Origin of the sequence: Maribacter halichondriae, assembly GCF_027474825.1 — a bacterium.
Lineage (GTDB): Bacteria > Bacteroidota > Bacteroidia > Flavobacteriales > Flavobacteriaceae > Meishania > Meishania halichondriae.
Map to the genome: position 1 here is coordinate 1625093 of NZ_CP107030.1, position 14554 is coordinate 1639646.

11 protein-coding genes and 1 tRNA gene are annotated in these 14554 nt (G+C 41.0%); 9 read left to right on the top strand and 3 right to left on the bottom strand.

Features of this window, described 5'->3' with window-relative positions; genetic code table 11:
* Window positions 1–18: 18 nt before the first annotated feature.
* The 4 genes from N8A86_RS07395 (at window position 19) to N8A86_RS07410 (ending at window position 8667) form a co-directional block, all read left to right on the top strand.
* Window positions 19–3141: a UvrD-helicase domain-containing protein gene (locus N8A86_RS07395; RefSeq protein WP_273568454.1), complete on the top strand. Its 3123-nt coding sequence runs from the start codon at window positions 19–21 to the stop codon at window positions 3139–3141.
* Between the two features lie 13 nt (window positions 3142–3154).
* Complete coding sequence (gene kbl / locus N8A86_RS07400; protein ID WP_273568455.1) at window positions 3155–4348, top strand: glycine C-acetyltransferase; 1194 nt, start codon at window positions 3155–3157, stop codon at window positions 4346–4348.
* Between the two features lie 113 nt (window positions 4349–4461).
* Entirely contained in the window at window positions 4462–5802 is a 1341-nt protein-coding gene (locus N8A86_RS07405) for an OmpA family protein (protein WP_273568456.1), read from the top strand.
* A gap of 117 nt (window positions 5803–5919) precedes the next feature.
* Window positions 5920–8667, top strand: a complete 2748-nt coding sequence (locus N8A86_RS07410) for a PD-(D/E)XK nuclease family protein (protein ID WP_273568457.1) — start codon at window positions 5920–5922, stop codon at window positions 8665–8667.
* Here N8A86_RS07410 and N8A86_RS07415 read toward each other — a convergent pair whose 3' ends face one another.
* The 3 genes from N8A86_RS07415 to N8A86_RS07425 all read right to left on the bottom strand — a co-directional run bounded on the left by N8A86_RS07415 (window position 8668) and on the right by N8A86_RS07425 (window position 10414).
* Window positions 8668–9378, bottom strand: coding sequence for an SDR family oxidoreductase (locus N8A86_RS07415; protein ID WP_273568458.1), 711 nt, complete (start codon window positions 9376–9378; stop codon window positions 8668–8670). It abuts the gene before it with no gap.
* 110 nt (window positions 9379–9488) lie between these two features.
* A tRNA-Ala gene (locus tag N8A86_RS07420) sits at window positions 9489–9562 on the bottom strand.
* Window positions 9563–9613: 51 nt separating this feature from the next.
* On the bottom strand, window positions 9614–10414 hold the full coding sequence (locus N8A86_RS07425; RefSeq protein ID WP_273568459.1) for a universal stress protein: 801 nt from the start codon (window positions 10412–10414) through the stop codon (window positions 9614–9616).
* A gap of 53 nt (window positions 10415–10467) precedes the next feature.
* Between N8A86_RS07425 and N8A86_RS07430 the strand changes: the two genes are divergently transcribed.
* The 5 genes from N8A86_RS07430 (at window position 10468) to N8A86_RS07450 (ending at window position 14536) form a co-directional block, all read left to right on the top strand.
* A complete protein-coding gene (locus N8A86_RS07430) occupies window positions 10468–10968 on the top strand; it encodes a GNAT family N-acetyltransferase (protein WP_273568460.1) in 501 nt (166 codons plus the stop codon).
* 11 nt (window positions 10969–10979) lie between these two features.
* Window positions 10980–12314 carry an MATE family efflux transporter gene (locus N8A86_RS07435; protein WP_273568461.1) on the top strand — a complete coding sequence of 445 codons (1335 nt, stop codon included), beginning with the start codon at window positions 10980–10982 and terminating at the stop codon, window positions 12312–12314.
* 21 nt (window positions 12315–12335) lie between these two features.
* On the top strand, window positions 12336–13103 hold the full coding sequence (locus N8A86_RS07440) for an enoyl-CoA hydratase/isomerase family protein (RefSeq protein ID WP_273568462.1): 768 nt from the start codon (window positions 12336–12338) through the stop codon (window positions 13101–13103).
* 217 nt (window positions 13104–13320) lie between these two features.
* Window positions 13321–13857, top strand: a complete 537-nt coding sequence (locus N8A86_RS07445) for a CehA/McbA family metallohydrolase domain-containing protein (protein WP_273568463.1) — start codon at window positions 13321–13323, stop codon at window positions 13855–13857.
* Window positions 13835–14536, top strand: a complete 702-nt coding sequence (locus N8A86_RS07450) for a hypothetical protein (protein ID WP_273568464.1) — start codon at window positions 13835–13837, stop codon at window positions 14534–14536. The genes N8A86_RS07445 and N8A86_RS07450 overlap by 23 nt, the downstream gene beginning before the upstream one ends.
* Window positions 14537–14554 lie beyond the last annotated feature (18 nt).

The window sequence follows — 14554 nt, forward strand, 5'->3', positions numbered from 1 at the left end:
ATAGAATCCGTAATTTGCGTGAAAAAGCACGTGCAAGACGCACCCTTTAAAATCTACAGTGCATCCGCCGGGTCTGGCAAGACCTATACGCTGGCAAAAGAGTATCTGAAAATAGCCCTATCATCACGAATTGGGTACCGTCAGATTTTGGCCATCACTTTTACGAACAAGGCGGTCAATGAGATGAAGTACCGTATTTTGAACAGTCTGTACAACTTTAGCCAGACCTCGGTGCCAGCGGAAGCGCAAACCATGTTCGATGAAATTTGTACCGAACTTCAAATCGATACCTCAATTTTAAAGCAAAGGGCCGGTCAAACCTTAAAAAGCATACTTCACAATTATGCTTTTTTTGATGTCTCGACCATTGATAAGTTCACCCATAGACTTATCAGAACTTTTGCACGTGACTTAAAGCTTCCCCAAAATTTTGAAGTTGTATTGGACACCGACCTGTTAATGGATGAAGCCGTATCAAGGTTGATAGACAAGGCCGGCTCCGATGAAAAATTGACCAGAATATTGATCGACTTTGCTCTCGAAAAAATTGATGATAGCAAAAGCTGGGATGTCGCCTATGACCTCAACCAAATCGGAAAATTACTCTTCAATGAGAACCACGCGCCCCATATTAAAAAGTTGGAAGACAAGGGTCTCGATGATTTTTTGGGAATAAGGCGCCATATTCGCTCACGTATCGATGACGCATCAGAGGGGTTGACATCCGATGCGTCCAAATCCCTTAAGCTCATTGAAGAAAACGGATTGGATTTCAGTGATTTCACTGCCAGTTATTTCCCAAAGTTTATGGTAAAGATTCAAGCCGGTGAATTCAACATCGATTTTAACGCTGCTTGGAAGCAAAATTTTGAGACAAAACCCCTGTATAATAAATCATGTGCCGAGGGTACTAAATCTGTTCTTGATGAACTGCATCCAGAACTTATTATCCTTTTTAATAAACTAAAAACAGGTCATAGAGAGCTTTCCTTTTTAAATAATGTCTATGGCAACTTGGTTCCATTAACGGTTTTGAACGCCATACAACAAGAAGTAAAAGCCATTCAATCGGACCGTGACCAACTTTCGATATCAGAATTCAATACCTTAATTTCCAAAGAAATCAAAGATCAGCCGGCCCCTTTTATCTATGAACGGCTAGGTGAAAAATATCGGCATTATTTTATTGACGAATTTCAAGATACCTCGGGTATGCAATGGAACAATCTGATGCCTTTGGTAAGCAATGCTTTGGAAAGCGAAGATGTAAACGGGGAAAGAGGAACTCTATTCTTGGTAGGAGATGCCAAGCAAGCCATTTACCGATGGCGCGGCGGCAGGGCCGAACAATTTCTGAACTTGGTCAATTCGGCCACCAATCCTTTTGTCGTGCCGCCGACTATAGCACCTTTACCGAAAAATTATCGTAGCTATAGTGAAATAGTGGCATTCAATAATGATTTCTTTTCAAGTACCAGTCCGTTTTTGAACAATGAAATTTATGAGACCTTATTTATTGAAGGTAATAAACAGGCCCATACCGAAAAACAAGGCGGTGTCGTCGAAATCACATTTATAGCTCCAAGTGAAGAAAACCCAAAAGATGGCCTTTATTGTACCGAAGTGTTAAAGACAATTGAAACGGTACGTAAGAAAAAGTATCGACTCGAGGATATCACGATTCTAGTACGCGATAACAAACATGGTATTTTGTTGGCCGATTTTCTGACCCAAATGGGCATTGGGGTAATATCGTCCGATTCGTTATTGATACAGAGCAGCCCCGAAGTTCGCTTTTTAATTGATTTGCTGCATTTCAGCGTACAGCCCGATGATTTGGAGAGTAGCTATAGCCTATTGAACTATTTGTCACCCACTGAAAAACAAAAACATGAATTCATTCATAAGAACCTTAGGGAAGTTTCAAAGTTTTTACTGAATGAATATCAATTCGATCTTCAAAAGTTTAAAAAGAATTCAGTCTACGATGGGTTGGAATATGCCATTCGGCTTTTTAAATTGGCAAACCATTCAGATGCCTACCTTTCTTTTTTCATGGATACCGTTTTTGAAGTAGAACAAAAAGAGGGGGCCGGAGCACGTACATTTTTATCCTATTGGGAGAAGAAAAAAGACCGATTGGGCATCATAGCCCCCGAAAATGTGGATGCCGTTCGTATCATGTCTATCCACAAAGCGAAGGGACTCGAATTTCGGATAGTCATTTTTCCCTACGCCAATGCCTACATTTACAAAGAAATAAATCCAAAATTATGGTTGCCCGTTAATGCTAAGTCCTTTATGGGATTTGATGAGGTCTTATTAAATAAAAAACAGGAAGTGTTGAATTATGGCCCCGAGGCGGCGGAAATTTATGATGATGAGCAACATCGGCTTGAACTCGACGCCTACAATGTACTTTATGTGGCGCTTACCAGGGCCATACAAGGGCTTTATATCATAACCGAAAAGGACGTATTAAAAAATGGCGAACCAAAACTGGATTATTATTCAGGGCTTTTTATTCATTATCTTAAGGAAATTGGGCTGTGGCAGGAAGATAGAAAATCATATTCCTTTGGTTCTTTGGTCGATTTAGAAGGAGTTGGGGCCATCAGCCCGCAAGAACCCATCTCTTATGGATATTCTTTCAAAGAGCGGCCCAGCTTTAAAATTTTGGCCCAATCTGAAAACCTTTGGGATTCGACAACGGAAAGTGCACGAATACGAGGTAATTTAATTCATTATATCTTAGGCTTATTGGAAAGTGTTGAAGATGTGCCCAAGGCCATAATGACTTTGAAAAAAAATGGAGATGTGGCCCCTGACGAGATAGAATACGTGACGACCAAGATCAATGAAGTTGTAGAACATCCCATACTGGCAAAATATTATGCCAAAAACAATGAAGTGCTGAACGAGCGGGGCATCCTGACTAAGGAAGGTACTTTATTGCGGCCCGACAGAATTATCCTGAACGGAAGATCAGCAACCCTGATCGATTATAAAACAGGAAAGAAAAATCCCAAATACCATGAACAACTATACTTCTATTCGGACACGTTGACCGAAATGGGGTATGTTGTAGAAAACAAGATCATTGTATATATTAATGAGACCATAACTCCAGAATTCATTTAGAACCATAAAAACTATGTACGGTAAAATCAAAGAACATTTACAAAACGAGCTGACCGCCATAAAAAATGACGGACTTTACAAATCGGAACGCATCATTACCTCCCCACAAGATGCGGTCATCAAAATCTCAACTGGCCAAGAGGTCATTAACTTCTGCGCCAATAATTATCTAGGGCTATCGTCTCACCCTGAAGTTATCCAAGCGGCCAAAGATACTATGGACACCCATGGCTTTGGCATGTCTTCGGTACGTTTCATTTGCGGCACACAAGACATACACAAAGAGCTGGAACAAAAAATCGCAGATTTCTACGGTACGGAAGATACCATATTATATGCCGCGGCCTTCGATGCCAATGGCGGCGTTTTTGAACCTTTATTTTCGACCGAAGACGCCATCATTTCAGATTCGTTGAACCATGCATCGATTATAGACGGGGTTCGCTTGTGCAAGGCTAAAAGATATAGATATGCCAATAGTGATATGGCCGATCTTGAAAAACAGCTTCAGCAAGCAAATACCGAAGGGGCGCGATTTAAGATCATTGTGACCGACGGTGTCTTTTCTATGGATGGTCTTGTCGCTCCGCTGGATGCTATATGTGACTTGGCAGACAAATACGATGCCCTTGTCATGATCGATGAATGCCATGCCACAGGTTTTATAGGGAAAACCGGTAGAGGAACCTTAGAGGAAAAAGGCGTCATGGGTCGCATCGATATTATTACAGGCACCTTGGGGAAAGCCCTTGGGGGCGCCATGGGCGGTTATACCACTGGAAAGAAGGAGATTATAGAAATTCTCCGGCAAAGATCCAGGCCCTATTTATTCTCAAATTCCTTGGCACCGTCAATTGTGGGTGCCTCGATCAAGGTATTTGACATGCTCAAAACGGACACCTCACTTCGCGACCGCCTTCAAGAAAATACCGAATATTTTAAAAAGGGAATGAAAGAGGCCGGTTTTGATATCATCGATGGCGATTCGGCCATTGTACCCGTTATGTTGTACGATGCCAAGCTATCGCAGAAAATGGCCGATAGACTTTTGGAAAAAGGAATCTATGTTATCGGATTCTTTTATCCAGTAGTGCCCAAAGACAAGGCTCGAATACGGGTGCAACTATCGGCAGCTCATAAAACCGAACATTTAGACAAGGCTATCAATGCATTTATCGAAGTCGGAAAAGAACTAAAAATCGTTTAAACGGCCTATTTGTTCTATGAAATACGTTAAAAAAAATATAAGATTGTTTTTGTTAATAATATTTAACAACTTACATTTGCACCTAATAAACACTTAAACTTAAAATTTTGAACATGAAACATCTTAGCAAATTATTGGTTGTTGCCTTACTTATGGTGGGCTTTAACAACATACAAGCGCAAGACGAGAATAACCCTTGGCAAGTTAGTTTTGGAGCCAATGCCATAGACGTATATCCAACTGGGGATGTTAGTTCTTTTGGTAATGAACTTTTTAATGTATCCGATCACTGGAACATTCTTCCTTCTATTTCTTATGTTGGCGTTTCCAAGAGCGTAGGCAGTGGTTTTTCTATCGGAGCAAGAGGATCTTTAAACAAGATTAGCAAATTAGGCGATGTTGCTGTCGACGATCTTTCGCATTATGCAATAGATGGTACTATTAAATACAACTTTTTGAAAGAAACCGTTGTCGATCCTTTCGTGGAAATCGGTGGTGGTTATACTTGGGTAGATGAAATCGGTGCCGGTACCGTAAATGGTGGTGTTGGTGTTAATTTCTGGTTTTCCGATAATCTAGGTCTTACCCTTCAAATGAACTATAAGCATGCTTTCGAGGATTACGGCGTTAAGCACTGGCAACATTTGGCCGGTATCGCTGTTAAATTTGGTGGAACCGATACCGATGGTGACGGAATCTACGACAGGGATGATGCTTGTCCAGAAGTAGCTGGTCTAGAAGCTTTCAACGGTTGCCCAGATGCTGATGGCGATGGTATTGAAGATAGCAAAGATAGCTGTCCTAACGAAGCCGGTTCAAAAGAAATGAACGGTTGCCCAGATGCTGACGGTGACGGTGTTGCCGATAAAGATGATGCTTGTCCTAATGAAGCTGGTCTTGCCGCTTTAGGCGGATGTCCTGATGCTGACGGTGACGGTGTTGCCGATAAAGATGATGAGTGTCCTAACGAAGCAGGTCCTGCCGAAAACAAAGGATGCCCATGGCCAGACAAAGACAGCGATGGTGTATTGGACAAAGATGACCAATGTCCAGATGTTGCTGGTACTGTAGCTAACGCAGGTTGCCCAGAAGTAACTGAAGAAGTTCAGAAACAATTGAACGACTACGCAAGAACTATCTTGTTTGACACTGGTAAATCAACTATTAAAGCTGAATCTACTTCGGTAATGGTAGATATCATTACGATCTTGAAAGAATACCCAACTGCCAAGTTCTCCGTTGATGGTCATACTGACAGTCAGGGTGGTGCTAAGACCAATCAAGCACTTTCTGAAGCGAGAGCGCTTTCAGTAAAAGATTTCTTGGTAGAAAAAGGAATCGATGAATTCAGATTGTCAGCTGCAGGTTATGGTGAGGATAAGCCAATCGCACCTAACAACACAAGAGCTGGTAGAGCTCAAAACCGAAGGGTTGAAATCAACTTAGTAAAATAAGATTTTAAAATTCTAGAATAGAAAAGCTCCGCAAATGCGGAGCTTTTTTTTGCCTTGTCCTCACGAATTCTTAAAGATGCACTTGCCCGTTGCTAGCTTTAATATGTACATTTAAACATGCAAAGTTTTATCGCTGAAATTGTCGACGAAGTTCTGAAAAAAGAGGGTTCCATCGAAGACCTGGTCTTTGTGCTTCCCAGCAAACGGGCCGGTACTTTTCTTCGAAATGCAATTGCGAAAAAGGCTAATAGAACCCTCTACGTTCCAGAAATTTATAGCATCGAAGATTTTGTAGAGAAAGTTTCGGGTCTTGCCTATGCCTCGAACACAAAACTTGTATTCGAACTTTACCAAACCTATCTTAAAAATACGTCTGGTGAAAAAGAAAGCTTTTTTTCTTTTTCAAAGTGGGGCCAGACCTTGTTACAAGACTTTAATGAAATCGATAGGCATCTGGTAGACCCAAAAGCGATATTTGGTAATCTCGCAGCTGTACAAGAGATAGGTCATTGGTCACTACGGACTCAAAAGACCGAAATGATGGAGAATTACCTTCGTTTTTGGAACAATATCGAAAGTATCTACAATGGTTTTTTGCAAAGTCTGACAACACAAGGCCTTGGTTATCAAGGATTGGTCTATAAAAAGGCCTGTGCCAATCTAGAAACCTATCAGACCAACTATGGCAACAAGCATATTTTTATTGGTTTCAATGCCCTTAATGCTGCGGAAAGTCAACTGATACAGAAAATGTTGGCTTCGTCAAAAGCGGAAATTTATTGGGATATCGATTCCTATTTTTTAACCGACCCGATTCATGATGCCGGATATTTCATTCGAGAATACCAAAAAAAATGGCCTTATCTGCGAGCCAACCCACTACAAGGTGTGAGTAACCATTATGAAAAAGAAAAAGACATTCAAATCGTTGGGGTACCCAAGAACATTTCACAGGCAAAATATGTCGGGCACCTTTTGAAAAATCTATGCGATACAGATAATGAAGTGCTATCAAATGCCGCCTTGGTCCTTGGCGATGAAAATCTGCTGAATCCCATACTGAATTCCATTCCAGAAGAAATAGAAACGGTGAACATAACGATGGGGTATCCGTTACAAAAAACAATTTTGGCAGGACTGTTCGACCAGTTTTTTAATCTCTATATCAATGTAGGCCAACAAGGGTGGTACCATCGCAATGTACTAGAATTTCTGTCGCACCCTTATGTACATAAAATATTGGATGATTCTCAAGAAAATTTCTCCGATCAAATAAGTACGGCCATTAAGAAGAACAATATAACCTACCTAAATGCAAGAAAAATAAATAGTATTGCCCAAGAAGAACATCCCTATGTAAAATTATTATTTTTCGACAAGGAGTTTACAACTAAGGACTTTATAAAGAAATGCCTCTGTCTAATTCAGGTTCTCAAAACAAAATTTTCCGACTCTACCTCAGATTTGGAACTTGGACATCTTTATCGGTTTTATAAAATCTTCAATCAAATATCCGATTTGCTCGAAGACTACGATTTCATAACGGATATAAAATCACTTCACAGTTTGTACAGCGAAATTCTAGCCTCCGAGACCCTTGATTTTCAAGGAGACCCGTTGGAAGGACTACAAATTATGGGAATGTTGGAAAGCCGCAACCTTGATTTTGAGACCGTCATTATCACTTCGGTAAACGAGGGCATACTTCCTTCCGGAAAATCGAACAATTCTTTTATTCCCTTTGATTTAAAAACCTACTTCGGCCTACCTACCTACAAAGAGAAAGATGCAGTTTATACTTACCATTTTTATCGGCTTTTGCAACGTGCCAAGAACATTTACATTCTTTACAATACAGAACCTGACGCCTTGGAAGGTGGAGAAAAGAGTAGGTTAATAACCCAAATGTTGACCGATGAAAGAATCTCAAAGAATATTCATGAAAAAATTGCAGCTCCTGAAATAAGGCCAATAACGAAAAACTTAGCTGTAGTCTTCAAAGATACCCATGCCTTAGGTTTAATCGAGAAACACGCCTCCAATGGTTTTTCTCCTTCCTCTCTGAGTAGTTATATCAGAAATCCTATTGACTTCTATAAACAAAGCCTTTTGGGCATCGAAGACACCTTGACGGTCGAAGAAACCGTTGCCGCCAATACATTTGGTACCATTGTTCACAATACCCTCGAAGACTTATATACTCCTTTGATAGGAGAACGACTTTCCAAGGAAAATCTAATGCCCTTAAAACTCAAAATTAAGGGTTTGGTAAAACATCATTTCGTAAAAAGTTATTTTGAGGGAGACCCGACCAAGGGTAAGAACCTTATTGCATACCACGTTATCGTTAGGTATTTGGAAAATTTCATCGATATGGAAATCGAGGAAGCCCAGAACCACAACATCAAAATAATAGGGTTAGAAGAAAAATTAAAACTTCGATTGGATATTCCAGAAATTGGGTTTCCTACTTATTTAAAGGGGAAACTTGACCGTATCGACGAAAAAGATGGTATTCTACGAATCATTGACTACAAAACCGGAAAAGTAGAGCCCAAAAATGTGACCGTTTCAGATTGGGAAGACCTTATTATGGACTATGAGTATAGCAAAGCATTTCAGTTGTTATGCTACACGTTCATGTACCAATCGGAAAACAACACCGATAAAACGCAAGCAGGAATTATTACTTTCAAAAATCTCTACGGAGGATTTCAAAAACTGACTCTCAGAAACCTCAACGGCAAAAAGGGAAAATATCACTTGATCGAACCGGAGACTTTACTTCAATTTCAAGGAGTACTTAAAAATTTGGTTTTGGAAATATGTGATATCGACATTCCCTTTACCGAGAAAGAGGTTTGATTATTTTTTATCCGGCCGACTCGGTCTTACCTCGATTTTGCTGGGCAATGTTCTCGGATGCATTTTTAATAGATCCAATACCAATTCCCCAATATCTTCAGGCTGTATTTTCCAAGCATCTTTCTCGTCAGGCTCGTTACCGTTAAAGTGTGTGGCAACAGATCCCGGCATAATAGTAGATACTTTGATATCATACTTTCGCAAATCAAGCATGGCGGCCTGCGTAAAACCAACCACCCCAAATTTTGTGGCATTATAGCCCGCACCTGAAGCGAAAAAATTGGTACCTGCCAAACTGGCCAAGGTCATATAATATCCTTTCGATTTCTTTAGGGCCTCGACGGAAGCTTTCAACGTATGGAATACGCCATTGAGGTTGGTGTTAATCATTTGGTGCCACTGTTCATCCGACATTTGATCAATGGGCGCAAAATGGCCCACTCCGGCATTGGCCAAGACCACATCAAGTTGACCCCAGGTATCCAGTATTTTTTCTATGGCGGCTTTTTCATCCGAAAGCTTCGTGACGTCAGATTCCAAAGCCAATACATTTTGTGAGTCTCCCAAATATTGTGCTGCTTGCTCGGTGGTTTTCAAAGTCCTACCGCTTATTGCCACCCGCATTCCTGCTTTCAACAACTTTTCTGCAACACCGAAGCCTATTCCCTTTGAGCCCCCGGTGATATAGGCTACTTTATTTTTTAAATCCATATTGTATCGTTTTCCATAAATGTAATAGTCTCATATCTCAAAGTCAATCTGAAGATGTTATTGTTTTGCTAAAAACAAAAAACCATCCGTCGTTTGGCGGATGGTTCTTGTGGAGAATACCGGAGTCGAACCGGTGACCTCTTGCCTGCCAGGCAAGCGCTCTAGCCAGCTGAGCTAATCCCCCGACTTTGAGAGGGTCAAAGGAAATACTTTTTGAGAACCTATCAAAATGAAATCAATCTTTCTTAACACTGAGCACCAATACAGGAATCTTAGAAGAAAATTCCGATTTAGGTATGGTGTTCTTTTCCCAAAGATTTTTAAAGAACCCTCTTTTTCTTCTGAAAACACACAACAAGTCAGGCTGTTGTGACTGAAAATGTTCCAAAACCCCTAAATAGGTAGTAGGAGCCTCGGTCAATGTCAATTGTGAACTTATATCCATCAAGGCCGTATTGATCTTCAAATCATCATCGGAATAACCTGGGGTTTTGACCAATAAGAGATTGACCTTAGCACCGAATTTATTTTTAATGGCGACGAGGGGGTCAAGTATACGATTCCGTTTCAAAACGCCTGATTTAAATGCCGTCAATATGGTTTTAAGCGGTTTTAAGGTCGTACCCCTTGGAATTATCAACGTCGGAATATCGGTTCGCTTGATAATTCTACCCGAGGTATGGCCCAAAAACAATTCTTCGGTAATTTCATTGCTCCGAGGGGCGATGATGATCAAATCGATTCCCAATTCTTTATCGATCTGTTTTAGTCCATCGATCAAATCGCCATTATAGGTCGCTACTTTGAGATTTAGTCCTTTCGTATCGACTTTGTCCATAATCTCCTTGACCCGTTCTTTACTACTTTCTGTTATGGTTTCTTCGGTGTTCTTTAAACTTCTGCCCGCTCCTATGGAAGCCGTGAAAACCTCCATTACATAAATTTGCGCAGAAAATTCAACGGCAAAATCCACCGCATACTGTAACGTATTATGATTGTCAGGGGAAGTGCCTATGGGAACCAATATATTTTTCATGACAAGGAATTATAGTTAATACTCTAAATTTACAATTAAATTGAAACCGATTCATGATTCGACGTGCAAAGATATCGGAAATTACCGACATTCTTACCATTACCAAGGCCTGTGCGGACTACATGTCTCAAAACGGAATTCTACAATGGAACGAGCATTACCCCTCTAAATTTGCCTTTCAGACCGACATAGAACGCAATGAACTGTTTGTTCTTGAACTGGAAGGAAAAGTTATCGGTACCATCGTGATTTCGACATTTATGGATGAAGAATATTACCCGATCGAATGGCTGACGAAAAACGACAACAATGTTTATATACACAGACTTTCCGTCCATCCGAAGTTTCAGGGTCAGGGATATGCACAAAAATTGATGGATTTTGCCGAAAAACATGCCAAAGAAAAGGGATATACATCGGTGCGGTTGGATACTTTTAGCCAGAACAAACGAAACCAACGATTTTATGAAAAACGGGGCTATAAAAAATTGGGTGATATATTCTTTCCCAAACAAAGCGAGTATCCGTTTCACTGCTATGAACTGGTGTTTTAACCTCATTTGTTTTGAAAACTGCCATTAATTTTAAAACCATCAACAAACTGGCCATTCCTGCAACCATAGCAGGTATTGCCGAACCACTGTTGTCGATAACCGATACCGCTATCGTCGGTAACATTCCCGTTGACGGATTGGAATCTTTGGCCGCAGCGGGCATTGTAGGTTCTTTTCTGTCTATGCTCATTTGGATCTTGGGCCAGACCCGTAGCGCCATCTCCGCCATTATTTCCCAATATCTCGGAGCCGGTCGTTTGGAAAAGGTGAAGTCTTTACCAGCACAAGCGATCTTTCTGAATATTGGCCTTAGCGTATTCATATTACTTTCGACCGTATTCGTGGTTCGGGAAATTTTCGAACTGTTGAACGCATCTGGAAAAATATTGGAATACTGCATCTCGTATTACAACATCAGGGTTTGGGGGTTTCCCTTGACACTGTTCGTCTTTGCGGTCATGGGTGTTTTCAGGGGACTTCAAAATACGTATTGGCCTATGCTTATCGCTATCGTAGGTGCGGTCTTGAACGTCATTCTCGATTTTATTTTGGTTTATGGCGTAGAGGGACTTATAGAACCCATGTATCTCGAAGGCGCAGCTTGGGCGAGTCTTATTTCACAAGCCATAATGGCGATTCTAGCCTTTGTACTTCTAATTACCAAAACGGATATAAGTCTGAAACTAAGACTTCCCATTCATGCCGAACTGAGTCGATTGGTAGTTATGAGTTTGAATTTATTTGTCCGGGCCTTGGCGTTGAACGTTGCCCTTATATTGGCTGTCCGCGAGGCTACGGCCTTGGGAGATAAATATATCGGTGCGCATACCATCGCTATTAATCTCTGGTTGTTTGCCGCATTCTTTATCGATGGCTACGGGGCTGCCGGAAACATTATGGGAGGAAGACTTCTAGGCGCCAAAGACTACAACGGGTTATGGAAACTTGCCAAAAAAATTATTCTTTATGGTATTTTGGTAAGTCTAGTACTCGTTGTTTTCGGTTTTATGTTCTATCGCCCTATCGGCAGGTTATTTTCAAATGAAATACCGGTGCTTGAAACATTTTACATGATATTTTTTATTGTTATTCTTGGGTTGCCCATGAATACATTGGCCTTCGTGTTCGATGGTCTGTTCAAGGGACTCGGGGAAATGAAGTATTTGAGAAACGTATTGCTCTCCGCAACCATTCTAGGTTTTGTTCCGACACTATTTTTAGGAAAGTTTATGGGATGGGGCTTGTATGGAATATGGATTGCCTTCACCGTATGGATGTTCATTAGAGGTGGGGCATTGGTCTGGAAATTCAGAAGAAAGTTTCGACCGCTGTTACAAAACGTTTAATTTTGGGCAAAACAAGCAGCCATGGGCACAACTAGGGAAAACGGAAGTTTATATACCAAAATCGAAAATAGGGTGGCGACGGTGGAATTCGGACATCCTGCGAGCAATTCCTTCGTGGCAGAACTCCTGAATCGACTGACCCATGAACTAAACAGTTTGTCGGCAAACGGTGAAGTATCGGTCATTATCTTAAAATCGGAAGGGGATCGGGCATTTTGTGCAGGTGCTTCCTTTGATGAACTGATGGCCGTTTCAAATCTAGAGGAAGGAAAAATATTTTTTAGTGGCTTTGCAAATGTCATCAATGCCATGCGAACCTGTTCAAAAGTGATTATTGGACGTGTGCACGGAAAAGCTGTTGGCGGCGGTGTCGGACTCGCAGCGGCATGCGACTATGTTTTTGCTTCCGTAGATGCCTCCATACGCCTATCGGAATTGACCATCGGTATCGCCCCTCTCGTTATAGCACCCGCAGTCGAACGTAAAATCGGAACTGCGGCACTTTCAGAATTATCGCTCTCCCCGACCGAATGGCATAATGCCTATTGGGCCAAGGAAAAAGGACTGTATGCCAAGGTTTTTGATAACACGGAAGAACTGGATAAGGAAATCGATTTTTTTACACAAAAATTGGCATCCTATAATCCTGAGGCTTTGGTAGCTTTGAAAAAAATACTTTGGCAAGGAACCGAACATTGGGATGCCCTCCTGACAGAGCGAGCAGCTATTACAGGAACTCTAGTGCTTTCCGAGTTTACAAAAAATGCATTGACGAAGTTTAAAAAATAATATAATTCCACTCACTTCGTTACATATCTAAATCGATTCATTATGGATATTCTCAACTTCTTGAACGGAGACCTCATCTTCCCTATTTTGGCATTTGTAGTGGTGGTGGTCTATTTCGTAAATAGAGTGCGGGTTCGAAAGAAATTTAAGCGTTGACCCAAAACAGGCTATATCTTATAATGCGTACCTTTGTCCCGCAGCCTTATCAATAGGTACCATGATAATCTTCAAAATAAAAAATATCTCCACTTTATTGGTGCTAATCGTACTAGTTGCTTGCAAGGAACGGAAATCGATAGGAGAAAATGAACGGCCTCAAAAGTGGTTTAAAGGGAACCTACATACCCACTCATATTGGAGCGATGGGGATGAATTTCCGGAAGTCATCTTAGATTGGTACAAGACTGAAGGATATAATTTTGTCGCCCTATCGGACCACAACACCTTGGCAGAAGGAGAAAAATGGATTACCATAAAAGAAAATGAACTATATCAAAATGCCTTTAAAACCTATCTCGATACCTATGGAGAGGATTGGGTAGTGCATAAAAGTGATTCGGGCAAGACCATGGTCAAATTAAAGACTTTTGAAGAATATAGGGGGCTTGCCGAAGAAAACGGAAAATTTCTGGTCATAGAATCGGAAGAAATAACCGACAAATTTGAAGACCATCACTTGCATATGAACGCCACTAATATCCAAAAAAATAGACCCTCAAGGTGGCACCAGTGTGGCCAATGTACTGCAAAATAATATTGACCAGGTGCTGAAACAACGTGAAGAAACCGGAGTTGCGATTATGCCTCATATCAACCATCCAAACTTCTTCTATGCCGTAAGCCTTGAAGATATGATGGCATTGAACGGAGAGCGCTTTTTCGAAGTTTATAATGGTCATCCCATGGTCCATAACTTGGGTGATTCCATTCATATTTCAACAGAAGAAATGTGGGACTTGATCAACATTTCATATCTTGAGAAGAAGAAGCCCATTATGTATGGTCTAGCGACCGATGACTCGCACCACTACCATCAAAAAGACAGTAAATGGAGTAATGCGGGCCGAGGTTGGGTAATGGTTCAAGCTGATACGCTTTCGGCCATCTCTTTGATCGATGCCATGGAAAATGGAAAGTTCTATTCGACTACTGGTGTCGAACTAAAAAAAATAAATTTTGAAGATGATATCCTTACGGTAGCCGTCGATGAGGAAGCGGGTGTTTCGTATACCATTGCTTTTATGGGAAGCAAAGTCGAGGGCTCAGAGCCAGAAATATTCAGTACTACCGAAGGAACAACGGCAAGCTTTAAGATGAACGATGAAATCTTGTTCTTGCGATGCAAGGTAACCTCTTCGAAATTACAGGATAACCCAGTGGAGGGGATACTGTATGAAATGGCATGGACCCAACCTCTGGTAAATAAACCATAAAACAATCACACCTTTCAA